This is a genomic window from Neisseria sp. MVDL19-042950 (assembly GCF_030504625.1).
Classification (GTDB): Bacteria; Pseudomonadota; Gammaproteobacteria; order Burkholderiales; family Neisseriaceae; genus Neisseria.
In genome coordinates, this window is the sequence record NZ_JAUKWH010000006.1 from 1 (window position 1) to 26,707 (window position 26,707).

Here is a 26,707-nt window from a genome sequence, read left to right on the forward strand (position 1 = left end):
CGGCTACATCAAGCTGAAAGACGGCGAGATAGAAATCGGCCAGCCTAAAGTAGCCAGAGTAAAAGCAGCCGCTTGGGAAGTTACGGAAGAGGCGGAACATAAATATCCGCTCCCCAGATTTACCATTAACAAAGGGGTTGATATCTATTACACGTATGATGATTTAATGCCTGTAGTTAATGCTCCTTTCGATGTCCATTTTGAGGACGGAACGATTATCTCAGGCGTGTTGGATGAAAATGGTTACGCACACATTGAAGATGCGCCAAATGGCAGGTTTCATGTGGTGTTCGGAGAAGATATAAGAGAATGGAAGCCGGTACAAGAGAAGAAAAAACAAGATGAATCTGCTTATACGGAAGAAGAAATACATCGTGTTTGGTTGAATCAAGAAAACTCGGCACATAAAAAGGAAAAACATTAATGGATATGCCAACCATAGAAGATGTGAAACAGTTTCTGAAAACGCTGGTTTTAGGTGAATTTGAGGGAGGCAAACAGCAAAGCTCCACCGCCATTATGGTAAGGGGTTTAGTAGGGTTGATTCCGGGCATTGATCAAATATTAGACGCCCAAGACACCATTGGATTGATATACCGCCTCAAAGAAAAAAACTGGCAATTGGATCAAGATGATTATGCAGATATAGCTTTTACTACTTTTGGATGGATGCCCGAAGTCGGCAGTTTATTTAAAGGTGTACTTAAACCCATATGGCGCAACCGTCATGCCGGAAACGGCGTTCGCAACGGTATTCTTATGCTGGAAGGTGCTCTCGGTAAAAGACACGGTGCATTTATTGGAAAAGCACGGGATTATGTCAATCATGTCCAAAAATGGAATCAGGCTGTAAATACCGCCATCACTAAAAGTCGTGAAGCCATTGATGCATACTTGGAAATGCTGAACGTACTTGCTAAGGGCAGCATAACTTTGCGTCCGGTTGACAGATGGCAATGGACACATACCGAGGTAAGTCTCCCTGCATTGCTGGTAAGTTTGGCTAAAGGACAAATTCCGGTTACAAGAAGATTCAAAGCAAATATGGAGAGTGCCATACTCAGAGGTTCGGAAACTGTTCGGAGGTTTTTGAAGGATTTGCTGGGAGAACATGCGGAATTGGTAACTGCCGCCATACAGGGAGCGGCATCGCATACCCACCGCAATAAAAACAACCGGCCGGCAGCGGTCGGTATAGCCGGGCGAAACGCCGCCCAAAAAAGGCAAAAGAATGAAAAAGCCTTAGAGCAGAAACAGCATCCCAAACTGAACAATGGCAAAGATGCCCAAAATGCCGCCACCAATAGGGGCAGGGTGGCTTCAGCAGTACAAAATACCGTAGGTTTGGCCGGTAACGCACTTACCGGCATCGTCGGCGAGCATATGGCCGATTATTGGATGCTGAAACAGGTCGGAGGCAGAGCGGCTCATGACAAAGGTGGCAAAAGCAGCGGCAGCTGCCATAAAATCAATTACGGCGGCGTGCTGTATCAATTGCACGTTCCGTCCGTCAATCCGAAAGGGATAGATTCGCTGTGGAAGGTGGACGGTAAAATAGGCGGCAAGACTTACTGTATCGTTGAAGCGAAAGCGAGTGCGACTTCGCTGACAAAATCGTTGGGAGCGTTGCTGACTGATAATCGAGATAAAACGGAGCGTCGGACGGTACAGAATCGGCAGCAGTTACAGATGAGTACACAATGGTGTAATGCAAAATTGCAAAAAGGATATAAACAAGTATTAGGAAACTATTCACGCCGAGTGGTTTTTTTCAACTCTGACGCGATAGCAGAACATCTGGCAGCTTACTCAGAAGTGTTGCAATATGCGGTGGATGTTAAAAAATACAATGAATTATCACAAGTAATGAATAAACACCAAAAACACGAGCCTACAAGGGTATTTACCGATGCGGATATTGATGCTTGGGTCAAGGCGCGAACGACCGCTCAACCGCCTAAAAAAGCCCGTAAATCTACTAAACAGCGTTAACTGATTTAGTCAGGAGTAAGAAAATGAACGATACAGAACAAATCCCTTTTCATATAAAACGCAGACAGCATTTTTTGCATCAAGCAAAATGGGAAAAGGAAATACAGGAGCGTCCTTCAAACTTACAATTTTGGACTGAAAAATGGAAAAGTGGACGAGTAAATACCCAGTATTTAATTTATCTAAAGACTCATGATGATTGGGATTTCTTACGTTTAAATTATACAGCAGGCCAACCTATCTTCGAATTGCCGCCAATGTTGGATGACATCATCAATATATTAGAAATCTCTACACAATTTTGGTTGCAACATGAGAAAGAACTACGAGATATAGGCTATTACTGCGGCCCTCTAAAATGGAATGAAGTCGACGAATATCTGAAAGTCATCCAACTTATTGCCATTTGTTACCTTCTGCAACGCGAAGATCTGCTGGAGCGGTTGCTGCAAGTGATTCTAGACAACGCGGCCGATGGTTTGGAGCCCGACAGCACCATTGAAGACTTTTTCTATTACCGTTTTAAAGACCGCCCCGATCCCGAATATGTACAAATGGGCGACCATGCGATTTTGATTTCCGATGCTATTAGGGAAAAAGACAAGGCAGAAAAAATAACCATCCTTCATGCTTATTTGAAAGACTGGTACCAAGAAATGGTTGGCATGAGTGATTCGGAATACCAATCCCATCTCGACCCCGAACAAAACGGTTTTTGCGGCTACTGGAGTTTTGAAGCCGCCGCCATCGCTTATCTGGATGATTTGGACGATACCGAATTGCGGAAATATCCTTATTACCCGAAAGATATGGTCGACTGGGCGCGGGAGCAAAAACGGCAACGCTTGCAGGCCGGAGACCGCAGCGGCCACCTGCCGTTGCTGCTGAAAGCGGGAATGCCTGCGCCGTTTGCAGGCAAATACGGCGTGGACAACTTTATCGGTCATGAAATCATGGTGGGGCAGGGGGAACCGTTACCTGCCGGACGTGTCAGCGCACAATATGATGAAAACGGTGAGCCCGTGTACCGGCAGGATACCGTTTGGCGGCTGCTGAAACGCGATGACGGCGGTAAGGTGCGGTTTGGCGAAGAAGAATTGCAGCGGTTGCAACAACATTAGCCGGCTATATGCAGAGGCCGTCTGAAAAAGCGTAAAACTTTTCAGACGGCCTTTGTAGTACTGCAATATGTTACCGGTACGAAGAAATATAATGAATTATTGTGGGCAATGGCCAAGCATCAGAAACACGAACCGACACGGGTGTTTACAGATGTGGAAATTGACTTGTGGGTAAGCAGGCGTACCCGAGAAAATGTGGGCAAAGGTTCAACTAAAGCTAACAAACGTAAAAAATAACTTCACAGGAATATGAAAATGAACGAAATCGAGGAACAAAAACGGTTTAATCAAAAGCGTAGACAGCATTTTTTGAGCAAGGATAGATACTTAAACAAACTTTTATTATTCAAAAAAAACATAATAATTAACAATGATGATTGGGAAAGTAACGATTTAGAAAGAAGAAACTTCTTTAAATATAAAGCTGATGATTTGTGGGATTTGTTAAGAATAGACTATACGGCAGGAGAACCTATTTCTAAACTGCCTTTAGTACTAGATGAAATCATCAACGTATTGGAAGTTTCCTCTCAATTCTGGCAACAAAACAAAGAAGCCTTAAATCAGATTGGTTACTATACAGCTCCTATGCCGTGGTTCTATGTTGAACACTATCTAAAAGTTCTCGGATTAATTTCCGTTTGCTATCTTCTGCAACGTGAAGATCTGTTGAAGCGGTTGCTGCAAGTGATTCTAGACAACGCGGCCGATGGTTTGGAGCCCGACAGCACTATCGAAGACTTTTTCTATTACCGTTTTAAAGACAGGGAAGACCCCGATTATGTGCAGTTTGGTGAATATGCGGCTTTATTGTCCAATGCCATGCGCGACGATGACAAAGCCAAACAGTTGCGCTATCTCGATACTTATCTGAAAGACTGGTACCAAGAAATGGTAGGTATGAGTGATTTGGAATACCAATCCCATCTCGACCCCGAACAAAACGGTTTTTGCGGCTACTGGAGTTTTGAAGCTGCCGCCATCGCTTATCTGGATGATTTGGACGATACCGAATTGCGGAAATATCCTTATTACCCGAAAGATATGGTCGACTGGGCGCGGGAGCAAAAACGGCAACGCTTGCAGGCCGAAGATCGCAGCGGCCACCTGCCGTTGCTATTGAAAGCGGGAATGTCTGCGCCGTTTGCAGGCAAATACGACGTGGACAACTTTATCGGTCATGAAATCATGGTGGGGCAGGGGGAACCGTTACCTGCCGGACGTGTCAGCGCACAATATGATGAAAACGGCGAGCCCGTGTACCGGCAGGATACCGTTTGGCGGCTGTTGAAACGCGATGACGGCGGTAAGGTGCGGTTTGGCGAAGAAGAATTGCAGCGGTTGCAGCAACATTAGCCGGCTATATGCAGAGGCCGTCTGAAAAAGCGTAAAACTTTTCAGACGGCCTTTGTATTACTGCAATATGTTACCGGTACGAAGAAATATAATGAATTATTGTGGGCAATGGCCAAACACCAGAAACACGAGCCCACACGGGTGTTTACCGATGTGGATATTGATGCTTGGGTCAAGACACGGACGACCGCTCAACCGTCTAAAAAAGCCCGTAAATCTACTAAACAGCGTTAACTGATTTAGTCAGGAGTAAGAAAATGAACGATACAGAACAAATCCCTTTTCATATAAAACGCAGACAGCATTTCTTAAGTGAAGATAGGTGGATAGAAATGCATAAAAGACTAGAGGATAATCTTGATATGTTTGCAGAAATAGAGTCTTCAACAGATTTGGATGAACGGCAAACATTATTTTATAAAGCAAAAATATTATGGGATTTTTTAAAGATCAAATACACTGCTGGAGCATTTATTTCAGAATTACCACCAATATTGGATGACATCATTAATGCACTAGAAATCTCTACGCAATTTTGGCTAGAAAATAAAGAAGAACTGTTAGATATAGGCTATTACTGCGGCCCTCTAAAATGGAATGAAGCCGACGAATATCTGAAAGTCATCCAACTTATTGCCGTTTGTTACCTATTGCATCGTGAGGACCTGCTGGAGCGGTTGCTGCAAGTGATTCTAGACAATGCGGCCGATGGTTTGGAGCCCGACAGCACCATCGAAGACTTTTTCTATTACCGTTTTAAAGACCGCCCCGATCCTGAATATGTACAAATGGGCGACCATGCGATTTTGATTTCCGATGCTATTAGGGAAAAAGACAAGGCAGAAAAAATAACCATCCTTCATGCTTATTTGAAAGACTGGTACCAAGAAATGGTTGGTATGAGTGATTTGGAATACCAATCCCATCTCGACCCCGAACAAAACGGTTTTTGCGGCTACTGGAGTTTTGAAGCCGCCGCCATCGCTTATCTGGATGATTTGGACGATACCGAATTGCGGAAATATCCTTATTACCCGAAAGATATGGTCGACTGGGCGCGGGAGCAAAAACGGCAACGCTTACAGGCCGAAGATCGCAGCGGCCACCTGCCGTTGCTATTGAAAGCGGGAATGTCTGCGCCGTTTGCAGGCAAATACGGCGTGGACAACTTTATCGGCCATGAAATCATGGTGGAACAAGGGGAACCGTTACCCGCCGGACGTGTCAGCGCAGAATATGATGAAAACGGCGATCCCGTTTACCGGCAGGATACCGTTTGGCGGCTATTGAAACGCGACGACGGCCGTAAGGTGCGGTTTGGCGAAGAAGAATTGCAGCGGTTGCAGCAACATTAGCCGGCTATATGTAGAGGCCGTCTGAAAAAGCGTAAAACTTTTCAGACGGCCTCAAGTTATCCGGTTTGAAAGCCAATCAAACACCTAAGAGGCTTTGGCCGAAGAAACCGCCTTTTTCAACGCCCGGCAGCGTGAAGAAATAGCCGCCGCCGAAGGGGCTGATGTATTCTTCCAGCGGCTCGGTATCGAGCAGTTTTTGCACGAAGATGAAGCCGTCTTCCAGATTGGCCTGATAGCAGATGAACACCAAACCGACATCGAGTTGGCCGGCTTTGGAGAGGCCGCGCGAATAGTTGTAAGGTCGTCTGAAAAGTTGGTGTTTCTTCATAAATTCGGGGTCGCGCGGGTTGGCGACGCGTATGTGGCTGTCTTTGGGAATCACTTTGCCTTCAGGGTCTTTTTTGTAATCGGGCGTGTCGTTTTCGTATTTCATGCCCAGCGGTGCGCCGCTGTATTTTTCGCGTCCGAAAATGGTTTCCTGCTCTTGCAGCGGTGTTCTGTCCCAAAATTCGACGAAGTGGCGGATGATGCGCACGGCTTGGTAGCTGCCGTTTTTCGTCCACGCGGGTTCGTCTTGGCTGTTGGGGGCGATGCCCGTCCATAACACCTGATCGGCGGTTTTTGGGTCGGTTACGTTGGGGTTGGCGGTGCCGTCGTGGAAGCCGAGCAGGTTGCGCGGGGCGGAACCGGGGGCGGATTTGGGCAGGAAGCCGTCTATGCTCCAGCGGATGATGGCGTATCGGGCGGTGTTTTTGATGATGTCGCGCAGGGCGTTTTGGCAGGTTTCGGGGGTGAACGCGCAGATTTGCAGGCTGATGTCGCCGTCGCACCAGTCGGCTTGCAGCTTGTCGTTGAAGAAGTCTTTCATTTCCTGCAAGTGTTTGGGTTTTTTGGCGGCGAGTCCGAAACGTTGGTCAAACAGGCTGGCGCCGACGCTCAGGGTAATGGTTAATCCGTCGGGGCGGATGGTTTTGCCGAGTATGCCGCTGCCGGAAGGCGGCAGTTTGGCATCGCCGTCTTGCAGTTCGCCGCCTTGGGTGAGGAATTCGGTGCGGGCGGTGATGATGCGGAACAGTTTTTCCAAGTCTTTCGGGGTTTTGGCGAGCACGTCGAAAGCGGCCATGATGCCGAATTGTTGGTGCGGGGTGGTGATGCCTGCTTGGTGTTGGCCGTAGCAGTCGTAGCTTTCGGTCGAATGTTCCAAGTTGGCGGCTTTTTCTTCGTTACGGCCTTTTTTTTCTCCCCATGTGAAACCGCCTGCCGCTGCGGCTGCTCCGGTGGCGGCTGCGGCAACGGCGGCCTTGAGGAAAGTACGTTTTTCGGGTTGGATAGGGGGTTGGTTTTCGTTGCTCATGATGTTTTTGCTGTGAGGGTATTTTCAGACGGCCTCAAGCAATTGATGCTTGGGAAGCCGTCTGAAATATGGCTGTAAAAGGTTAGTTCAAACCGAGTGTGCCGCGCAGTTTGGCTAAGTCTTCGGCCAAGCTGTTGATCGGCGCTTGCAGGGTTTTGCGGTCGGTTTCGCTGAGTTTGTCGTAGGTTTCAAAGCCGTCGGCGGTTTTGTATTTCATCAGAATGTCGTTGACGGCTTTGAAGTTGGCATCGACGTTATCGAGCAGAGCTTTGTTTTTCTCGGCAATCAGCGGGCGGAACAGATCGACGATTTTTTGTGCGCCTTCCATGTTGGCGTTGAAGTCGCTCAAGTCGGTGTGGCTGTAACGGTCTTCTTCGCCGCTGATTTTGCTGTTGGCCACTTCTTCAATCAATACGGCCGCGCCGCCGACTACTTTGTTGGGCGGGAAGGTCAGCACGTCGATTTCCTGTTTGAGTTTTTTCACGTCTTGTTCGAGCTTGTCGGCCATGGCTTCAACGCCTTTGGTGGTTTTTTCAATCCACAAGGCGTGTTCGATGCGGTGGAAGCCGCTGAAGGCCGGGTCTTTGGGGCCGGCTTTGAAGTCGTCTTCACGCGCGTCGATGGCGGGGTCGAGTTCGTTAAACAGTTCGGCAATCGGCTCGATGCGTTCGTAGTGGGTGCGGGTGTCGGCAAACATGGCTTTGGCTTTGTCGATTTCGCCCGCTTTCACGGCGGCAACGAAAGCGGCGGTTTTGCTGACCAGTTGGTCGGCTTCCTGTTGAACGTAGGTTTTGTAGTCGGCCAGTGGTTGGGCGAGTTTGGCCATATCCGCTTCGCCGCCCGCTTGTTTGAAGCCGCTGTCGGTTACGGTGAGTTTGCCGCGCGGGTTGTTGAGTAGGCCGCAGGTCATTTCGTATTCGCCGGGTAGCAGAGTAACGGTCATTTTGTCGGCAAGGCCGGGGGCAATGTTTTCACGTTCGTCCACCACCATCACGCCTTTTAAGATTTCCCATTCGAGCTTGCGGCTGCTGTTGTTTTTGATGTTGAACACCACTTCGCCGCTGGGTACGGTTAATTCCATCGGTTCGCATTTTTCATCGTTGACCGCCATATTGAAGCTGCCGTCTTGTGCTTTGGTTTCGGCCGGCGCGCCGGATGCGGGCGCGGCGGTTTTTTCGGCTTCTGGCGGTTGGCAGGCGGTAAGGCCGAGTGCCAGCAGCACGGATAAAGCGGTGATATTCAGTTTCTTCATGTTTGACCTCTTTCTCAATTTACTGGGGATTTTCCAACAGATGCAGCCGGTGAGCTGCCGCGTAAAAACCAATACATCACGGGCACCAAATACAGCAGCCACGCCAAAACCTCGCCTTGGGTCGGGTGGTCGGTGTAGCCGAAAAAGCCGCCGAGCAATACGCCCAGCGGGCTGTCTTCGTGCAGGATATGGGAAATGTCGAAAACGATGGTTTGCAGATGGTTCCATACACCCGCTTCATGCAGCGCGCGCAACGAACCGGCCAGCAAACCGGCGGCGACGATGATGAGGAACACGCCCGTCCAGCGGAAAAATCTCGCCAAATTCAGACGCATGCCGCCCTGATAAATCAACGCACCGATTACAACCGCCGCCGCCAAACCCAGCACCGCGCCCGCAGGCATTTGCCAGCTCGGGCTTTGCTGGAATACGGCGAGCAGGAAAAACACGCTCTCCAAACCTTCGCGCGCCACCGCCAGAAAAGCCATGCCCACCAATGCCCAGCCTTGACCGCTGCCGCGGTTTAAGGCCGTCTGAACCGAATCGTGCAGATGCTGCTTCATGGAGCGCGCCGCTTTCTGCATCCACAAAATCATGTAAGTCAGCATGGCAACGGCCACCAGCCCGATGATGCCGACCACGAATTCCTGCTGTTTTTGCGGAATTTCGCCGGTGGCGGTATGGATGCCGTAGCCCAACAGCAGACACATCAACGCGGCGGAGAGCGCACCCAGCCATACTTTCGGCATCAAATGGCCGTTGCCCGACTGGTGTAAAAATCCGGCCACAATGCCGACAATCAGCGCGGCTTCAATGCCTTCGCGCAGCATAATCAGGAAAGCAATAAACATAATTTTACTTTGTAAATCAATGTTATATGAATCAAGATTATTAATTTTATATGCCTATTTAAATAGAAATGCAAATAATTTTGATTATTGCGTTTGAGAGCAAGATGAAAGGTTGGTTCCTGAAACGTCGGCATGAAGGGGGAAGAGCGGGGCTGAATCGGAAGGGGAAGAGAAAGTGGAGCGGTGTTTGATGCAGTGCTTAACGGATTGAAGCAAGGTATCGCGCGGATACCTTGCCTATACTGACGGAGCTTGGCTCGGGCGGCGGTTTTAAAACAATGCTTCCACCCGCACCAATACGCCGGGGTGGTGGCTGCGGTTTTCATTGCGGTTGTTGAGGTAGTTCAACTCGGTTTGCACAAACAGCCATTCGCGCCAAACGGGTTGCCGCCAGCTCACAAACGGGCCGTAGCTGTTGAGCTTGGCTTTTTTGTTTTTGATTTCGCCGCCGCTGTAAACGCCGTAATTCAGGCGTTTGTTTTTCGGGAAATCATGTTGGCGGTAAAGGCTGTTGCCCCACGACCAGTTTTCATGCTTTTCGTCGTTGGCGTATTGAACGTGCAAGTGGTTGGCGATAAAAGGCTTTTCGGAAGGCGCATGGCGTACTTCCCAGTTGGTGCGCACATAATGTTTGCTGTCTATGCCGTAGCGGTAAATCTGTTCGAGCCGCGTGTTGAAATCGCCGCCGAGCCGCCAGTCTTTGCTGCCTTTCAAGCGCACGTAAAGATCGTTGCCGGAACGGATACCGATATCGGCATCGGTGTCGATACCGGTGTATTTGCCGATGTCGGACCAGCGCAAGGCCAGAGAAGAGTTGCTTTCGCGGGTTTGGGTTTTATCGAAAGTTTTGTTTTGATGGATATTTTCATCGTATAAGTGGCCGGTTTTCTGCGGCTGGTTGTCCAAAGAATCATCACCGAACACCACGTTGAGGCGTTTTTGCAGCACAGGCAGTTTTACTTTGCCTCGGATGCGCGGTTTTACCGAAAAATCATCGTATCGGTTCCATTCGGTATCAATCAGGATACGCAGGTTGGCGGAGGCCGGGTCGTTGGGATCGGGCGTGCCGAACCAGTCATCCATCGCATGCGCCCACCCGCGGATGGTGGTTTGAACGTCTTTGCGGCGGCGGTCTACCCAAGTATTGTTTTCAGGTGTTTCGGGAGTAGGCTGCGGTTGGACAATCAGTACATAAACAGGTTGTTCTTCAACGACGGCTGTTTCGGCAAGTGCTTCTGCCGCAGGTGCGTTTTCGGCCCAAGCGGCAGCAGTTGCGATGCCGGCTATCAGGCCGAAGGAAAGGTGGCGGATTAGTTTCATGATCTATGCTCCTATGAGTGTAGGTAGCATACTAAATTTATACGGCATTTGCCATAAGGCCGTTCAGACGGCCTATCGCGTCAATTCTGGTATAACCGCCGAGGCCGTCTGAAAACAAGCCTATGCTAGAATAACGCTTTATTTTCAGACGGCCTCATACCGATAATGCTCAACCCACACCGCCAGCTTACCGAACTCGTGCGCCTGCTTCAGGAACGCAGCTACATTTTCCCTGCCGACCCGCAACCCATCACCGAAGCCCTGCGCCACGCCGACGGCAATCCCGAAACCAAACTCAACCGCCGCGCCGAAATGATCGACAGCGACCACAAGCTGCAAGACAGCCTCGCCCGCGTCCGCAGCCTGTTTGCATGGCTGCTGCTGGCGGCTACCGTGTTTTGGCTGGTGAGCGGATTTGCCGGCACCGTTACCCTAATGCAGCAATCGGGGCTGAACTTCTTTTTCGTGTTGGCAGGCGTACTCGGTTTGCACACCCTGATGCTGCTGGTGTGGCTTGCCGCCGTAGGCATGCGCTTCAAACCCAACGGATTTTTCGCCAATCCCGCCATGTGGATACGCGGCAAAGACCCCGTCAACCAAGCCATTTTGCGCCTGTATAGCGACGAATGGAGCAAACCCGCCACCCGCTGGCTGATCGGCCAAACCACCCACCGCCTGTGGCTGGCGACCCTGCTCGGCATGCTCGCCGCCGTCGTGCTGCTGCTCACCGTGCGCCAATACACCTTCAATTGGGAAAGCACCCTGTTGAGCGACGGCACCTTCGTTAAAGCCGTGCAGGTTTTATCATGGCTGCCCGCCAAACTCGGCTTTCCCGTGCCCGATACCGAGGCCGTCTTAAACAGCCGTCTGAACAACGACATCACCGCCTCCCGACAATGGGGGGGCCTCTTAATCGGCAGCATCATCTGCTACGGTCTGCTGCCGCGCTTCGCCGCATGGCTCGTATGCAAAATCCTTTCCCGCCGCACCCAAAGCCCGCTGCCGCTTGAAAAACCCTATTACCAACAAATCATCCAACAATGGCAGCAGCGCGTCGTCGATGCCGACACCCAAAGCGAAACCGTTACCGCCGTCGTCCCCAAAATCAGCCTCAACCAATCCCCCAAATGGGCCGTGATGCTCGATGCCGAATGGCCCGACAAAACATGGTTCAAACACATCTTAGGACAAGATTGGCTCGACAAAGGCACCGCCGACAGCCGCGATGCCGTGGCCGTCTTAAAAAACGAATTGCAGACACAGCCCGCACAACTGCTGATCGGCATCCGCGCCCGCAGCGTGCCCGACCGCGGCATCCTGCGCCAAATCACCGCTCTGGCCGAAGCCGCACAAGGCGGAGCAGTGGTGCAATTGCTGGTGGAAAAAGACTTTTCAGACGGCCTCGAAGACTATTTAAGTCAATGGCACGCAGCCCTAACCGAACGCAGTTTGCCGTGGTTGGATCCTGCTGGGGTTAGCCAGCGGGAGCGGTTGGAGATAAGTCAAAATGTATTTGATGTATGAAATATAAATTATTCAATGACTTATATGTAATGGCTTTTATTTGTAAATTTGAAAGGATACTGCATGTTTTGCATCGTGAATGAATATGTTCTAAGCCAATTAGATAATTTGAGCAGGGATTACACTTGGGATAAATTTCGACTTGATAGTTTGCCAGAAGGAGTGCATATAAACATAGATCAGAATTGGGATTTAGCTAAGAAAAATCTTCAATTACGTCAGCAACTACATGAGCATTGGAAAGTTTCTTCTTTGGAGAAAAGGGAAAAGTTGGCAAAATGGTATGTTAAAAATTGGGGTGGTATTCGTACAAATGATAAAAATACGATAAGTGGCTATGCGGAGTTAGAACCACAAGACTTAATCAAACGAAAAGGAATAACAGGTATTTCATCTTGGTCTAAAGTTCTGAGTATTGTAGAACCTCGAACCTACGCAATATTTGACTCTAGAGTCGCTTTTTCATTGAATGCATTATTATTGCAAGGGAAATATAAATCAAAGTTTTTTCCAGTTTTATCGAGTCGTAATACAAAAATAGCAGAAGCGTCTGATAAATTTAAACTTATGAAAAAAAACAATCGGAAGCAATATCAGTCAATGCCATCTAAAGATGTTTATTACAATTATTTAAAACTATTGAAAGAGGTGGCGATTGCTTGTGACACTTCTATTCAAGAAGTTGAAATGTTGTTGTTTGCTCACACTGAAGTTTTGGCAGATGTTGTATTGGATATTTGACTTGCTGATAACAATACTTGATCTATTGTTATTTAAATTGTTCAAATTAGCATAGTAATAAATTCATATAATTAAATAGTTATGCAAAATCCCCTATCTCTAGCCGTCGTCGGCCACACCAACACCGGTAAAACCTCTCTGCTGCGTACTTTGCTGCGCGACAGTCAGTTCGGCGAAGTTAAAAACGCGCCCGCCACCACGCGCCATGTGGAAGAGGCGGCGATTAGCGACGGCAGCAATACGCTGGTTTACCTTTACGACACGCCCGGTTTGGAAGATGCGGGCGGTGTGCTGGATTGGTTGGAAGCCAATACTTCCGGCCGTTCAGACGGCATCGAGCGTTTACAGCAGTTTCTCGACAGCCCCGAAGCGGCGGGCGATTTCAATCAGGAAGCCAAAGTGCTGCGCCAGCTTTTGCAGAGCGATATGGCTTTGTATGTGGTGGATGCGCGCGAGCCGGTGTTGAACAAATATAAAGACGAGCTGACCGTGCTTTCGTGGTGCGCCAAACCCGTGATGCCCGTATTCAACTTTATCGAAGGGCAGGATTTAAGCGAATGGACAACTATGCTGGCACGGCGCGGGCTGCATGTTTACAGCGGATTCGATACCGTCGCCTTTGATTTTGAAGGCGAAATCCGCTTGTGGGACAATCTCGCCACCATGCTGCCCGAACGCGATACGCTCGACCGCTTGATGGGGATGCGCCGCCGCGAATGGCAGAAACTCGACAGCGATGCCAAACACGATATCGCCCATTTTCTGCTTGATGTTGCTGCGTATAAACAGGAAATCGACGAAGACGACAACCCCGAGCCGGTATTGCAAACCATGCAGGCCGCCGTGCGCCAGTTGGAACGCCAGCTTCAACAGCAGTTGTTCCAAACCTACCGTTTTTACCACAGCGAAATCGACACGGGCGAATGGGCGTTGAAAGAATTCCGCCAAGACCCGTTTGACGCGGATTTGCTCAAAGAATACGGCATCCGCACCGGCACGGGCGCAGCCACGGGCGCGTTAATCGGCTTGGGCGTGGACATGGTAACGCTGGGCGGTTCGCTCGGTTTGGGCACGGCCATCGGCGGCGTGCTTGGCGGTGTGCTGCCGAACATGCAAACCATCAGCGATAAATTATCCGGCATTCAAACGCTGCATATCGACCCTGAAACCATCACATTACTGGCCGCCCGCGCTTTGGATTTGCTGAACGCGCTGCAAAAACGCGGCCATGCGGCACAAGCCCAGATTCAGATGTTGAGCGGCAAAACGCCGTGGCAGCCTTCCAAACTGCCGTCTGAATTGAATAAAGCCAGAAGCCAGCCGAAGTGGTCTTCTTTGAATACGCATTTGCCGGAGCAAAGCCGGCGCGAGCGGGCGGAAGCGGCGAAGGGATTGGCGAAGAAGTTGTAAAAAAACGGATATTTTCAAATTGGAACAATTGTGCCCCAATAATTATTTTTAATGCATAAAATACTGAAATTTCAATGCTATAGGCATTTTTTGTTGTTAAAATCGAAAATAAAACAACATAAATTTGTTGTTTTTATGGTACTTTTTTGGAGTAAATCGAACAAAACCGCAAAATGGAATTGACCTGTTACGGAGATAAAGGCACAATGCTTTCCATCGAGTTGCTCAATGCAGCTTGATTTTTCTCCTCTATTTCTCCTTTGTAGACTTGGCGCATATCCCAAAGATATGCGCATTTTTTTGTCCGCTTGATTTGTTTTTTTAAGCCGGTTTTTTTTGCAAGACAAGAGGAGTGAAGAAGCTCTGATGTTGTCGGTTGGGGTTGGCTTTTGTTCGTAAATGGATATTTATTTTAGAAATAAAGCTACATAAAAAAATTAAAACGACCATATTAAGAAATATAATAAGAAAATATCTTGACGGTTATGGTGTTGGGCGTGCATAATTCGCTCCGTTAGCTGGTTCGAGTAGTCAGTTAATAGTTTCTCCTCTATTTCTCCTTTGTAGACTTGGCACACATTCTACGGAATGTGTGCATTTTTTTTCCGATATTTTCCGATTTATCCTCTAAGTTGTATTGTTTCAGACGGCCTTTAATGGGCCGATTTTTTTGCGCAAAATTGTTGTCTAATTACTTAGTGGCAGGTTGGTGCAATGTTCGATAAACAACATTTTTCCATGCGTTCTGTTCGGGCTATATCAAGCCTTTCAAACACGTTAAAATACATAATGTTTTTCAGACGGCCTTATTTGTTATGTCGGCACTTACAGAATTAATTGAAACCGAATCGCCCGCCATTGTTGCCGAAACATTGGATTTTTTCCTGCATGAATGTAGCATCGACGAAGCTCCGAGTGCGGAGGAAGTGGCAAAGTGGCGCGATATCCTGCGCCGGCGCGAAGGTAAATTTGTGCGTTTGGCCGAGATTTGCCAAACTTGGTTGGAAGAGGAGGGGGAAGACGCAGACATCGGATAAGCGGTGCTTTTGCAAGATTTTATCCGGTTTGCTGTTTTTAATACTGACTAATGGTATTTGCCGCTTATGAACATTCCCGCCAATAAATTTTCTCTGTTTGCATTGCTGTGGTTTGCGGCGGGGGTATATTTTTTGATATTCCGAGAGGCTGACGGCTCCGTACCGCCGTTTGCACATTTTGATAAAGCGGCGCATTTCGCTTTGTTTTTTGCCCAAATCTGGTTGTGTGCCAAAGCCTTTATGAGTGAACGCCGACCGATTCCTTATATTGCATTGCTGGTTGTTGCCGCTTTGCTGGCTGTGGCAAGCGAGGCGGCGCAGGCGATGTTTACCCAAACCCGCGAGGGCAGCGCAGCCGATGCTTTGGCTGATATCGCCGGAGCGGCAACGGCCTTGTGGTTGGCGCGGAAAGTGGGTGCAAATAAGCCGGAATCATCATAAAGAGGCTTCAGGCCGTCTGAAAACAAGCGTGGTGCAGTTTTTGCCGAGCAAATGTTTTCAGACGGCCTCTGCTGTTTCTATTTATATTATGTTGGATAAGAAAGAATCATGTTATGAAACCTTTTGCCGAACGCCGTGCCAAATTACTGCAACAAATCGGCCGCGACAGCATTGCCGTGCTGTTTTCAGCACCTGAGCAGCGTCGCAGCAACGATACTTCGTTCCCTTTTCGCCAAGACAGTTATTTCCATTACCTTACCGGCTTTCCTGAAACCAAAGCCGCGTTGGTGCTCGACGGCACGGCGCAAACAAGTACGCTCTATTGCCGCGATAAAGATCCGTTACGCGAAACGTGGGACGGTTTCCGCTACGGCCCGGAAGCGGCACGTGAGGTTTTCGGTTTTGATGCGGCCCACAGCATCGACGAATGGTGCAACCATATTTCCGAAGCCCTTACCAACAAGCGCCGCTTATATGCGCTGTGGGGGCAATATTCCGAACAAGACTGCGTGCTGATGCAGCATTGGAGCCGCGTTCGGCAAGGGGCGGGGCAGCGTATTCAGGCCAATACTTATGCGCCCGACACGCTTGCCGATTTGTCGGTGTTGCTGGATGCGATGCGCTTAATCAAAGACGACAGCGAAATCGATTTATTAAGGAAAGCGGGAGAAATCAGCGCGCTGGCGCATATCCGAGCCATGCAGAAAACCCGGCCGGGCATGGGTGAATTGCAGATCGAGGCGGAAATATTGCATGAATTTATGCGCCACGGCGCACGTTTCCCTTCCTATAACACTATTGTTGCCGGCGGAAAAAATGCCTGCTGCCTGCACTATGTCGAAAATAAAGATTTGCTGAGAGACGGTGATTTGCTGCTGATTGACGCGGGGGCCGAATATCAGGGCTATGCGGGCGATATTACCCGTACGTTTCCGGTGAACGGCAAATTCAACGCCGCCCAAAAAGATCTTTACGAAGTGGTGCTGGCGGCAAACAAAACCGCGATTGATGCGGTTAAACCCGGAACCAACTGGGCGGATATTCACCGCAACGCTTTGGGCATTTTGGTGCAGGGCATGGTGGATCTCAAACTGTTGCAAGGTTCGGTGGAGGGCAATATCGAATCGAATGCCTACCAACGTTTTTACATGCACGGTTTGGGGCATTGGGTGGGTTTGGATGTGCATGATGTCGGAGGCCGCTGGTTCAACGGCCAGCCCGTATTGCTGAAGCCGGGTATGTGCACCACCATCGAACCCGGAATTTATGTGAATGCCGCCGCTGATGTGCCGGAAGCGTTCCATAATATCGGCATCCGCATTGAAGACAATGTTTGCGTAACGGCAAACGGCTGCGAAGTTTATACGGTTACCGTACCGAAAGAAGTTGCCGAAATTGAAGAAATCATGCGCGGTTGAACGGGAGGGAGTATGAACCGGCAAACTAAAGAAACCGTACAAACCATACGCCGTCTGAAAAACGAACGTACGGACGAAGAACGTCTGCAAGGTTGGCAGGAGGTTTGTACGGCGAAAGGCTTGAGCGGCGAGTTTGCCGTGGCCGCAAAAATAGGCGGGCAGGCTTATACCGAAGAGCAGGTGAAAATGGTTGCCGAATTGTTCGGACGCTGAGGGCGGTTTATTGTTAAGCTGCACTCAGGCCGTCTGAAAACGTTTTCAGACGGCCTTATCTTACGGGCATCTGCTTTTCCGCTCCGCCAAAATTTACCTGCCGTAGGGTAATTTCCGATTGGAAAACCTGCTTAAAAAATGTACAATCTCAAAATTTCTTCCTGAACATTTTTCTATGTATATCGGCGCATATTTTATCGACAACCCCATCGCATTGGCGCCGATGGCCGGCATTACCGACAAACCGTTCCGCAGGCTTTGCAGGGATTTCGGGGCAGGTTGGGCGGTAGGCGAAATGCTGACCAGCGACCCGACGCTCAGGAACACGCGCAAAACCCTGCGCCGCAGCGATTTCAGCGGAGAAAACGGCGTTGTCGCTGTGCAGATTGCCGGCAGCGATCCGATACAAATGGCGGATGCGGCGCGTTACAATGTCGAACAAGGTGCGCAGGTAATCGATATCAATATGGGTTGTCCGGCAAAGAAGGTGTGCAACGTGTTGGCAGGCAGTGCCTTACTGCAAAACGAGCTGTTGGTGGCCGATATCCTGAATGCCGTGGTCGGTGCCGTCGATGTGCCGGTAACGCTGAAAACCCGTTTAGGCTGGCACGACGAGCATAAAAATGTTTTAGCCGTCGCCCGTATCGCCGAAGATGCCGGCATAGCCGCACTTGCCGTACACGGGCGTACGCGCACGCAGATGTATAAGGGCGAAGCCAGCTATGATTTGATTGCCGAAGTGAAAGGCCGTCTGAACATACCTTTATGGGTAAACGGCGATATTGCCAGCCCGCAGAAAGCCGAGGCCGTCTTAAAACAAACCGGAGCGGACGGCGTGATGATAGGGCGGGGTGCGCAAGGCAGGCCGTGGCTGTTTCGCGATTTGAAACATTATGCGGAGCACGGCAGCTTCCCCGAACCGTTAAGTGTGGCGGAATGCAGCGAAACCGTGCTGCAACATCTTCGGGCCATGCACGATTTTTACGGCGAAACCGCAGGTGTGCGCATCGCCCGCAAGCATATCGGGTGGTATATAGACGAAATGCCCGACGGAGAAGCCGCCCGCCGTGAAATCAACCGTTTGGACGGTGCGGCAGAACAATACGATGCATTGGCTCTGTATTTGGAAAAGCTGCAGGAAAAAACAGACCGTTGGGTGTGCGGTTACCGTTGAGGCCGTCTGAAAACAGGTTCGGCCGAGAGTGTGGCGGCATGCAGAACGGCAGATTTGGAACGGCTTGTTCGGAAAGAAAAAGCGGTGCCGTTGTTCGGGCATAATAAAAAGCAAAAATAAAAATAAACCAAGGAGAAACATCATGGATTTTTGGCAGGGCTTTTGGGTGATTACCGGCATCCATCTGCTGGCGGTGGCTTCGCCCGGGCCTGATTTTGTCTTGGTGTCGCAGCAATCGCTATGCCGCAACCGTTCTGCCGGCATTCTTACCAGTTTGGGCATTGCGCTGGGATTCGGCGTACATGTGGTTTACTCGGTGTTGGGGTTGGCTGCGGTTGTCGCTCATTCGGAAAATCTATTGTTGGCGGTAAAAATCATCGGCGGATCCTACCTGATTTACATCGGTATCAAAGGCTTGCGCGCGCAAGCGCAAACCGCTACGGAAATCGGGCGGATGGCTTTGGCCGCCGAGCCCGCATTCAAAACCATACGGCGCGGTTTCTTATGTAACGTGCTGAATCCGAAAGCCGTCGTATTTATGCTTTCATTGTTTACCGTTGTGCTTTCTCCCGATATGCCCGCATGGCAACTTGCTGTTTACGGCGCATGGATGGCGGTTATCCTGTTTTTATGGTTTGCCGCTGTTTCCTGTATGCTCTCCATGCCCGCGGTTAACCACCGTTTCCGGCGTGTCGGGCATTGGATAGACCGTCTATGCGGTGGCCTGCTGGTGTTACTGGGTGTAAAAGTGATTGCCGGCCGTTGATGAAGTCGTTTCAGACGGCCTGTGCATCTGAGAGGCCGTCTGAAAAGCCTGTTTGCAATAATCAATAATAAAGAAGCTGTTATGAAAAACAATATTCCCGATATTGCTCATTGCATCGAGCAAAATTTAAAGCAGTATTTTAGAGATTTAAACGGAGAAGTACCTTGTGCGGTCTACGATATGGTGTTGCATCAAGTGGAAAAGCCGCTGTTGGAATGCGTGATGTCGGAATGCGGCGGCAACCAGTCGAAGGCAGCGGTTATGCTGGGGTTGAACCGTAACACTTTACGGAAAAAACTGTTGCAGCACGGGTTAATCGAATAATGTCCGATAGGCAGGAGGGTTTCTACCAAGAAACCGGCCTGCTTTTAATTTTTTATATTGCCTAGTCAAAAGGAAATGGAAACATGGCAGCAGTAAAAAGAGCGTTGATCAGTTTGTCTGACAAAACAGGTGTTGTTGAATTTGCCCAAGCTTTAACTAGGCTGGGCGTTGAAATTCTGTCTACCGGCGGTACTGCCAAAATGCTGGCCGATGCCGGTGTGCCGGTTATCGAAGTGGCCGACTATACCGGCTTCCCCGAAATGCTCGACGGCCGCGTGAAAACACTGCATCCGAAAATCCACGGCGGTATTCTGGGCCGCCGCGATTTAGACGAACACGTTGCCAAAATGAAAGAACACGGTATCGATACCATCGACTTGGTATGCGTGAATCTTTATCCTTTTGCCGCCACCATCGCCAAACCGGGCTGCATCTTGGAAGATGCAATTGAAAACATCGATATCGGCGGCCCCACTATGGTGCGTTCCGCTGCCAAAAACTGGAAACATGTCGCCATCGTTACCGATAACGGCGACTTCGACAAAGTGGTTGAAGAGCTGCAAAGCAACAGCGGAATATTGAGCGACAAAACCCGTTTCAACCTCTCTTGCAAAGCATTCAGCCACACCGCCCAATACGACGGCATGATTTCCAACTACTTAACCAGCGTGTCGGATGAAAAACTTTGCGGCGAGCCGGAAGTAAACGAGTTTCCGAACCAAATCAACCAAAGTTGGGTTAAAGTGCAGGAAATGCGCTACGGTGAAAACCCGCACCAGCAGGCTGCGTTTTACCGCGACCTTTATCCCGCTGCCGGCAGCCTTTCCGCATACAGCCAGTTGCAGGGAAAAGAATTGTCATACAATAACATCGCCGACGCAGATGCCGCTTGGGAGGCCGTAAAAGCATTCGACCAACCCGCCTGCGTGATTGTGAAACACGCCAATCCGTGCGGAGTGGCCGTGGCAAATGATACGCTAACTGCTTACAAATTAGCGTTTGCCACCGATACTACCAGCGCATTCGGTGGCATTATCGCGTTCAATCGGGAAGTGGATGCCGATACGGTGGAAGCCGTTACCGGCCAGTTCCTCGAAGTGTTGATGGCACCTAAATTTACTGATAAAGCGAAAGAAATCATCGCAGCCAAGAAAAACGTGCGCGTGTTGGAAGTGCCTCTTTTGGCCGGAGCCAACCGCTTCGAGCTGAAACGTGTCGGCGGAGGGCTTCTGGTGCAAACACCCGATATCCACCGCATCAAGCGCGAAGATTTAAAAGTGGTATCGAAGCGCCAGCCTACCGAGCAGGAATGGCAAGATTTGATGTTTGTGTGGAATGTGGCCAAATTCGTCAAATCCAACGCCATTGTATTCGGCAAAGGCGGTCAAACCTATGGCATCGGCGCGGGCCAGATGAGTCGTGTCGATTCGACCCGTATTGCCGCGCGTAAAGCCCAAGACGGCGGTTTCGACCTAAACGGTGCCTGTGCCGCATCCGATGCCTTCTTCCCTTTCCGCGATGGTATCGATGTCATTGCCGAGCAAGGCATTAAAGCCATTATTCATCCGGGCGGCTCAAGGCGTGATGAAGAAGTTTTTGCCGCTGCAGATGAGCATGATATTGCAATGGTATTGACCGGAATCCGCCACTTCCGCCATTGATGTTTAGAAACACCATAGGCCGTCTGAAAACTATTTTCAGACGGCCTATGGTAAAGCTTGCGTATGCCGATAAGCCGAATCATTTTATAAAGCATACAGAGCCTTATGTATCGGTTCAATTGATCAATAAATGCTCCGCTTACGCATCACGACTTGTTTTACATATTATCATTCGGAATGTTGCCGTTCTATGTTTTAGAGAAACAACATTTTTATATATTGTTATCGTAAAAGCGTAACCGTTTCAAAAACGAGCTTGAACAGAAACCGCTTTTTATGGTATAAATCGCGTTTTACTATTTTAGAAGTTTGGAGACTAACCATGGCACGAGTTTGCAAAGTGACCGGTAAACGCCCGATGTCTGGCAATAACGTATCACACGCCAACAACAAAACCAAACGTCGTTTTTTGCCTAACTTGCAATCACGTCGTTTTTGGGTAGAGAGTGAAAACCGCTGGGTTCGCCTGCGCGTATCAAGCGCTGCGTTGCGTACTATCGACAAAGTAGGCATTGATGCCGTTTTGGCTGATTTGCGTGCTCGCGGCGAAGCTTAATTTAAATGTATTTTGATTAAGGAATACTGCAATGCGCGATAAAATCAAATTGGAATCATCTGCCGGTACTGGTCATTTCTACACCACTACCAAAAACAAACGTACTATGCCTGGCAAACTGGAGATCAAAAAATTTGATCCCGTAGCCCGAAAACACGTTATTTACAAAGAAACCAAATTGAAATAAAGCAGTTTTGTTTCTAAACATAAAAAAGCCTTTGTTCATGCAAAGGCTTTTTTTCATTTTGCAAGAAGCAAAAGGAACTAAATTGACAAAATTCATTATTAAAACTTTCCAATCCATATGGAATATTTGATAAGGTTATGATTTTATTTAAATAGCATAGAATGGATTGAGATTGTAAATTTTGTTAAGTATAGTTAACAATTGTATGTGTTTTGCAACAAAAAAATTTCAGTATGCATTGCAACGAAAACTATTGATTCTAATAAGAGTATGAACTTTAGAAGTTTACCCCAGTCAGATAATTTTAATGACATTGCTGAAGTCGGTAAAATTGTTTGGTATATTAGCCCCCTATTTAAGAAGAGAAGCTTTACGGGGAATATGATTATTAAACAAAGCTATCTCTTGACCTTTCATGTGATGTCGTAACAGGCTGCTTGGCCGGTAACGGTCTCATTTTTAAGTTTTGTAGGGGAAGATTTATGGATAACGCCCAAAAAACAGTCAATGAGCAAAAATTTTCATTTAAACGTTATCGGAATATGATTATTTCGATTGCAGTATTTTTGTTATTCGTTTCGGGTCTAATGTTTGCAGGCTATCGGATTTCAGGGCAAATCCAAAGAAGCCAATTGCAAATCGATGTGGCAGGTACGTTGAGCGATACCGTTTACGACATGTTAACGACTACTCAATCATTGCAGTTGTTGAGTATGGAAAAATCTCTTCCGGAGACAGACAAAGCAAAAGTAAATAGTGGTGCAGACGGCAACGTTGAAGCAACCAATGATCCTGAATATATTGCAGCGCAGGTCGAAAAACAAAAAATGCTGGACGAATATCAAAAAACTGCTAAAAGCCTGTTGAATGTATTGGATAAAGGCGGTGCTTATGATGTCATTGATGGGTTCGATAGTGTAGCTCCTCTGAAAGTAGGGGATACTCGGCAGTCTTTGCAAAAGGTACAGAGTATCTGGAGAGACTACAATTCTTTAATTGAAGATGCAATTAAATATTCTGTTGCTTCAAATCAAAATAAAGAGTTTGCCAGAAAGGTTTCGACATTTGCGAGCGATAATCAGGATGCGCTTTATGAAGGCATCGATGAGATTATCATTGGTCTTAATGAAGATATTACTGAAAAAACGGCATTGTTGCGGTGGATTCAGATTTCAGGCATTGCTTTATCACTTCTCTATTTCTTATTTTTCGTCGGTTTCTTTATGCGTCGTTTAGGCAAGGCGGATTTGGCTACTGCCGTTGCACGACGTGAAAACACGGAAATCATGCAAACTATTAATAGCGGTCTTTTCCTACTGGATAAAGATTTAAATATCGGTTCACAATATTCAAGCGAATTAGAGCGTTTGTGGGGTAAGCAAAATCTTGGCGGGCAGAATATGTTGAGTGTACTGTCTGATATGGTGGCTAATCCGGAAGATCTGGAAACAGCAGGTAGTTTTGTCCAACAACTATATAATCCACGTACAAAAGAGCGTTTGATTGCCAGTTTGAATCCTTTAATCCATAGCCCGATGAATGTAATGAACGAATCCGGGGTGAAAGAAAAACGTTATTTGGATTTTAAATTCAACCGAGTTTATGATGGCGGAGAGATTGTGCGTGTATTGGTTAGCGTGACTGATGTTACCAATGCGGTATTGCTTGAAGAAAAAATTACCAAAGAACGCGAGCAAAATGATTTACAAATGGAAATGCTGACTTTCATTTTGAAAGCAGATCCGCAATTGATGACTGATTTTATTGAAAATACCAAGAAGCGTAACAACAATATTAATGAAGTGTTAAAGCAACCTGTGAAAGTACAGGCCGATTTCTTTGCCAAACTGCGGACGATTTTCCGAGAAGTACATGGTTTAAAGGGTGATGCAAGTTCATTAAATTTACATGGATTCGTATCGATTGCAGAAAATTTGGAAACCAGTTTGAGAGAGTTGCAGAATAAGAAAACGCTTAATGGTGAGGATTTCCTGACATTAACGGTTTCTCTGGAAGAATTGTTTAGCTTGACGCAATCTATTGAAGATTTGAATAAGCGGATTAATCATATTTCCGGCCAAGAAGGAAATACAGGCAGAGTCGGCAGATCAATAGCTGCAAGCCGCCATGCAGCTAATCCAGAGCCGGCTAAGAGTCAGTTGACGAAGTATGCGGAAGAATTGTCTGAGCGTTGTGGCAAGCGTGTTGATTTCAGCTGTTTGGGTATGGATAGTATGAGTATCAATATGACCATTAAAACCCAGTTGCGTGAGTTGGCCGTGCAATTACTTCGTAATGCAGTCGTACATGGTATTGAAAAGCCTGAAATACGTTTGAATAAACACAAATTGTCTACCGGGCATGTTCGGATGGAAATGAAAGAGGTTGGTGATTCTATCGAGTTGATTGTCGAAGATGACGGTGCCGGTATCAATACCGAACTTATTCGCAGTAAGTTGGTTGAGCGGGGTATGTATTCCAAAGAAGAAGCTGCTAAACTGGATACCAGAAGTCTGATTCAAAAAATATTTATACATGGTTTTTCCACTATGGAAGGAAGTAATCAAGACGCGGGGCGTGGCGTAGGTATGGATATTATCAGTGACCGCATTAAGCAAATGAAAGGGAAAGTTGCCTTGGCAACCCGTGTGAATTCGTATACACGAGTTACATTAACCGTGCCCAAACGAATATAAGATTTAAAACTAGATTTCTTAGAGGAAAGATAATGCTCACAGTTATGGTTGTAGATGATTCCAACGTTATTCGTAAACGTATTACCCGCGGTTCGGAGAGTATGGAATTTGAAGTAGTGGCGACGGCGGCCAATGGAAAAGATGCTGTACAGCTATATGATGTATTGCGTCCCAACTTGGTGACTATGGATCTGACAATGCCGGAAATGGATGGACTCGCTTGTATACAAAAGATTATGGATATTGACGAAAATGCCAATATTTTAGTGATTTCCGCACTTGCGGATAAAGCTACGGGTATTAAGGCTTTGGAATATGGTGCGAGAGGATTTCTTTATAAACCTTTTACCGACGACGATTTGTTTGAAGCATTAAAGGAAATGTCAGAAGGATTGTAAGATGAAAGAAACACAATTACAGGTGTTTTTAGAAGGCGTGCAAAAATATTTTAATCAAGTTGCAGGCGAAGAAATTTTCGTTGGTACGCCTTATCTTGTTGAAAATACTATGCCGGCGGCTCAGCATTATTCAGGGGTGATTACCATTTCGGGTCGTAATAAAGGGGTTGTTTATTTTACTTCTCCGGAAAACATGGTAGGGCGTTTGCTTGAGTTGATGGGGGAAAGCGATATTTCTGAAGAAAACGTTATGGATTTGGTAGGTGAGGTTGCCAATACGATTGCGGGAAATGCACGTAGTGAATTTGGCGAAAGATTTGAAATTTCCGTGCCTATCGTCATTCGTGGTGCTCCTGATGAAATTATGCTTCCTCGTCATGGCAGATCATTCGTTATTCCCCTGGAGTGGAAAAAGCATCAAGCAGCTATTGTTGTAGCTTTATATCGAAATACTGCCGAGAAGCGTTGATTTTAAAAAGGGCTGTACGAATCGGCTCTAAGTATTGCACCTAATTTAAACAGAATTTAAACTGTTTCAGGTGTAATATTTAGAGCCGATCTTTTGCTTTTTTATTGATATAAAATTAAAACTGAAAAATTCTCACTGTGTTGCTTTGCCTTGATTCAAAGAGAATAATTTCGTAAACCAACGCTGGAGCATGGTTCCATAACGGCAGCGCTGTCTGGCAGCCTGCCGCTTTGTAGGTATTTTAATTTTCACAGCAATATCTAAATTTTCGGAAGCATGTTTTCAGACGGCCTCTATGCGGCATGCAGTACAAAAATAGTCGGACGTTTTTTCAAATTCGGTAAGCCCGATAATTTTCGCCAATCGTTGACGGTTTTGCTGATAATGGTTTGTGAGGGCAGGGTTAAATCACAGGCAATACAAAGGCGTGTGGTCGGATTAAGCGTAGCAACGGCATCGTTCAGTAAGGCATCATTGCGGTAAGGGGTTTCGATGAACAACTGGGTTTCGTTATGTTGGCGAGAACGATGCTCCAAGGCTTTTAATGTATCGATACGCTCGGTTTTATCGGCAGGCAGATAGCCTTTAAAGGCGAAATTCTGTCCGTTTGCTCCCGAAGCCATCAGTGCCAACAGCAAGCTGGAAGGGCCGACCAGCGGACGCACTTCAAAACCGTTGGCATGCGCCAAGGCTACTAAATCCGCTCCCGGATCCGCAACAGCAGGGCAGCCTGCTTCGCTAACCAAGCCCATACTGCGACCCTCTTGTAAGGGTTTCAATAGTTCGGGTAGGGTGCTGGGGTTGGTATGCTCGTTGAGCGTTTGCAAGTTCAGTTCGCGGATAGGCGTAGTAACGCCCAAGTGCTTTAAGTGGGCCCGAGCGGTTTTTTCGGCTTCAACGACAAAGTCTGTCAAACTGGTAATTTGGGTTTGCTCATGAGGCAGCAGGCAGGGAGTGTCCGAAGAGCCGAGCGGAGTAGGGATTAAGTAGAGAATCGGGTTCATCTTTGTTTCCGGTTAATGGAATAAAGTTTTCAGACGGCCATACTTTCATGTAAATGCCCTTTGCAGCATATTGTTGTGCCTCGTGCC

25 protein-coding genes and 1 pseudogene are annotated in these 26,707 nt (G+C 47.9%); 21 read left to right on the plus strand and 5 right to left on the minus strand.

Annotated features, from left to right (window positions below; all coding sequences use genetic code 11):
- The 5 genes and pseudogenes from Q0X97_RS06550 to Q0X97_RS06570 all read left to right on the plus strand — a co-directional run.
- Positions 1-424: pseudogene (locus Q0X97_RS06550) on the plus strand (hypothetical protein); the annotation flags it as partial.
- A complete protein-coding gene (locus Q0X97_RS06555) occupies positions 424-1,992 on the plus strand; it encodes a hypothetical protein (protein WP_302067693.1) in 1,569 nt (522 codons plus the stop codon). The pseudogene Q0X97_RS06550 and the gene Q0X97_RS06555, both read left to right, overlap by 1 nt.
- A gap of 257 nt (positions 1,993-2,249) precedes the next feature.
- Entirely contained in the window at positions 2,250-3,113 is an 864-nt protein-coding gene (locus tag Q0X97_RS06560) for a PoNe immunity protein domain-containing protein (RefSeq protein ID WP_302067694.1), read from the plus strand.
- A 432-nt stretch (positions 3,114-3,545) separates the two neighbouring features.
- The gene (locus tag Q0X97_RS06565; RefSeq protein WP_302067695.1) at positions 3,546-4,469 is read left to right on the plus strand and encodes a PoNe immunity protein domain-containing protein; all 924 of its coding nucleotides are present in this window, start codon (positions 3,546-3,548) and stop codon (positions 4,467-4,469) included.
- Between the two features lie 494 nt (positions 4,470-4,963).
- Positions 4,964-5,824, plus strand: a complete 861-nt coding sequence (locus Q0X97_RS06570; RefSeq protein WP_302067696.1) for a PoNe immunity protein domain-containing protein — start codon at positions 4,964-4,966, stop codon at positions 5,822-5,824.
- Positions 5,825-5,900: 76 nt separating this feature from the next.
- On the opposite strand, the gene efeB is transcribed toward Q0X97_RS06570, so the two are convergent.
- The 4 genes from efeB to Q0X97_RS06590 form a co-directional block, all read right to left on the minus strand.
- A complete protein-coding gene (efeB, locus tag Q0X97_RS06575; RefSeq protein ID WP_302067265.1) occupies positions 5,901-7,178 on the minus strand; it encodes an iron uptake transporter deferrochelatase/peroxidase subunit in 1,278 nt (425 codons plus the stop codon).
- A gap of 82 nt (positions 7,179-7,260) precedes the next feature.
- A complete protein-coding gene (gene efeO, locus Q0X97_RS06580) occupies positions 7,261-8,430 on the minus strand; it encodes an iron uptake system protein EfeO (RefSeq protein ID WP_302067264.1) in 1,170 nt (389 codons plus the stop codon).
- Positions 8,431-8,444: 14 nt separating this feature from the next.
- Positions 8,445-9,281: an iron uptake transporter permease EfeU gene (efeU, locus tag Q0X97_RS06585; protein WP_302067263.1), complete on the minus strand. Its 837-nt coding sequence runs from the start codon at positions 9,279-9,281 to the stop codon at positions 8,445-8,447.
- 270 nt (positions 9,282-9,551) lie between these two features.
- Entirely contained in the window at positions 9,552-10,601 is a 1,050-nt protein-coding gene (locus tag Q0X97_RS06590; protein ID WP_302067262.1) for a hypothetical protein, read from the minus strand.
- 165 nt (positions 10,602-10,766) lie between these two features.
- Here Q0X97_RS06590 and Q0X97_RS06595 point away from each other — a divergent pair, with 165 nt between their 5' ends.
- The 16 genes from Q0X97_RS06595 to Q0X97_RS06670 all read left to right on the plus strand — a co-directional run bounded on the left by Q0X97_RS06595 (position 10,767) and on the right by Q0X97_RS06670 (position 25,616).
- A complete protein-coding gene (locus tag Q0X97_RS06595) occupies positions 10,767-12,125 on the plus strand; it encodes a DUF2868 domain-containing protein (RefSeq protein ID WP_302067261.1) in 1,359 nt (452 codons plus the stop codon).
- 63 nt (positions 12,126-12,188) lie between these two features.
- Complete coding sequence (locus Q0X97_RS06600; RefSeq protein ID WP_302067260.1) at positions 12,189-12,866, plus strand: hypothetical protein; 678 nt, start codon at positions 12,189-12,191, stop codon at positions 12,864-12,866.
- A gap of 81 nt (positions 12,867-12,947) precedes the next feature.
- Positions 12,948-14,276, plus strand: coding sequence for a DUF3482 domain-containing protein (locus Q0X97_RS06605; RefSeq protein ID WP_302067259.1), 1,329 nt, complete (start codon positions 12,948-12,950; stop codon positions 14,274-14,276).
- An 815-nt stretch (positions 14,277-15,091) separates the two neighbouring features.
- A complete protein-coding gene (locus tag Q0X97_RS06610; RefSeq protein ID WP_302067258.1) occupies positions 15,092-15,313 on the plus strand; it encodes a dioxygenase in 222 nt (73 codons plus the stop codon).
- 66 nt (positions 15,314-15,379) lie between these two features.
- Positions 15,380-15,754, plus strand: coding sequence for a VanZ family protein (locus tag Q0X97_RS06615; RefSeq protein ID WP_302067257.1), 375 nt, complete (start codon positions 15,380-15,382; stop codon positions 15,752-15,754).
- 113 nt (positions 15,755-15,867) lie between these two features.
- On the plus strand, positions 15,868-17,172 hold the full coding sequence (gene pepP / locus Q0X97_RS06620) for a Xaa-Pro aminopeptidase (protein ID WP_302067256.1): 1,305 nt from the start codon (positions 15,868-15,870) through the stop codon (positions 17,170-17,172).
- 12 nt (positions 17,173-17,184) lie between these two features.
- Positions 17,185-17,385 carry a hypothetical protein gene (locus Q0X97_RS06625; protein ID WP_302067255.1) on the plus strand — a complete coding sequence of 67 codons (201 nt, stop codon included), beginning with the start codon at positions 17,185-17,187 and terminating at the stop codon, positions 17,383-17,385.
- A gap of 175 nt (positions 17,386-17,560) precedes the next feature.
- Complete coding sequence (gene dusB, locus Q0X97_RS06630) at positions 17,561-18,559, plus strand: tRNA dihydrouridine synthase DusB (protein WP_302067254.1); 999 nt, start codon at positions 17,561-17,563, stop codon at positions 18,557-18,559.
- Between the two features lie 142 nt (positions 18,560-18,701).
- Positions 18,702-19,325 (plus strand): LysE family transporter, encoded by a 624-nt coding sequence (locus tag Q0X97_RS06635; RefSeq protein WP_302067252.1) that lies wholly within the window; start codon positions 18,702-18,704, stop codon positions 19,323-19,325.
- A gap of 81 nt (positions 19,326-19,406) precedes the next feature.
- On the plus strand, positions 19,407-19,649 hold the full coding sequence (locus Q0X97_RS06640; protein WP_085389582.1) for a Fis family transcriptional regulator: 243 nt from the start codon (positions 19,407-19,409) through the stop codon (positions 19,647-19,649).
- 83 nt (positions 19,650-19,732) lie between these two features.
- Complete coding sequence (gene purH, locus Q0X97_RS06645; protein WP_302067251.1) at positions 19,733-21,310, plus strand: bifunctional phosphoribosylaminoimidazolecarboxamide formyltransferase/IMP cyclohydrolase; 1,578 nt, start codon at positions 19,733-19,735, stop codon at positions 21,308-21,310.
- 322 nt (positions 21,311-21,632) lie between these two features.
- Positions 21,633-21,866: a 50S ribosomal protein L28 gene (gene rpmB / locus Q0X97_RS06650; RefSeq protein ID WP_085389316.1), complete on the plus strand. Its 234-nt coding sequence runs from the start codon at positions 21,633-21,635 to the stop codon at positions 21,864-21,866.
- Between the two features lie 31 nt (positions 21,867-21,897).
- Complete coding sequence (rpmG, locus tag Q0X97_RS06655) at positions 21,898-22,053, plus strand: 50S ribosomal protein L33 (protein ID WP_003684373.1); 156 nt, start codon at positions 21,898-21,900, stop codon at positions 22,051-22,053.
- Positions 22,054-22,535: 482 nt separating this feature from the next.
- On the plus strand, positions 22,536-24,749 hold the full coding sequence (locus Q0X97_RS06660) for an ATP-binding protein (protein WP_302067250.1): 2,214 nt from the start codon (positions 22,536-22,538) through the stop codon (positions 24,747-24,749).
- A 32-nt stretch (positions 24,750-24,781) separates the two neighbouring features.
- The gene (locus Q0X97_RS06665) at positions 24,782-25,147 is read left to right on the plus strand and encodes a response regulator (RefSeq protein WP_302067249.1); all 366 of its coding nucleotides are present in this window, start codon (positions 24,782-24,784) and stop codon (positions 25,145-25,147) included.
- 1 nt (position 25,148) lies between these two features.
- Complete coding sequence (locus tag Q0X97_RS06670; RefSeq protein WP_302067248.1) at positions 25,149-25,616, plus strand: chemotaxis protein CheX; 468 nt, start codon at positions 25,149-25,151, stop codon at positions 25,614-25,616.
- A 293-nt stretch (positions 25,617-25,909) separates the two neighbouring features.
- On the opposite strand, the gene Q0X97_RS06675 is transcribed toward Q0X97_RS06670, so the two are convergent.
- Positions 25,910-26,620 (minus strand): SAM-dependent methyltransferase, encoded by a 711-nt coding sequence (locus Q0X97_RS06675; RefSeq protein WP_302067246.1) that lies wholly within the window; start codon positions 26,618-26,620, stop codon positions 25,910-25,912.
- Between the last annotated feature and the right edge of the window lie 87 nt (positions 26,621-26,707).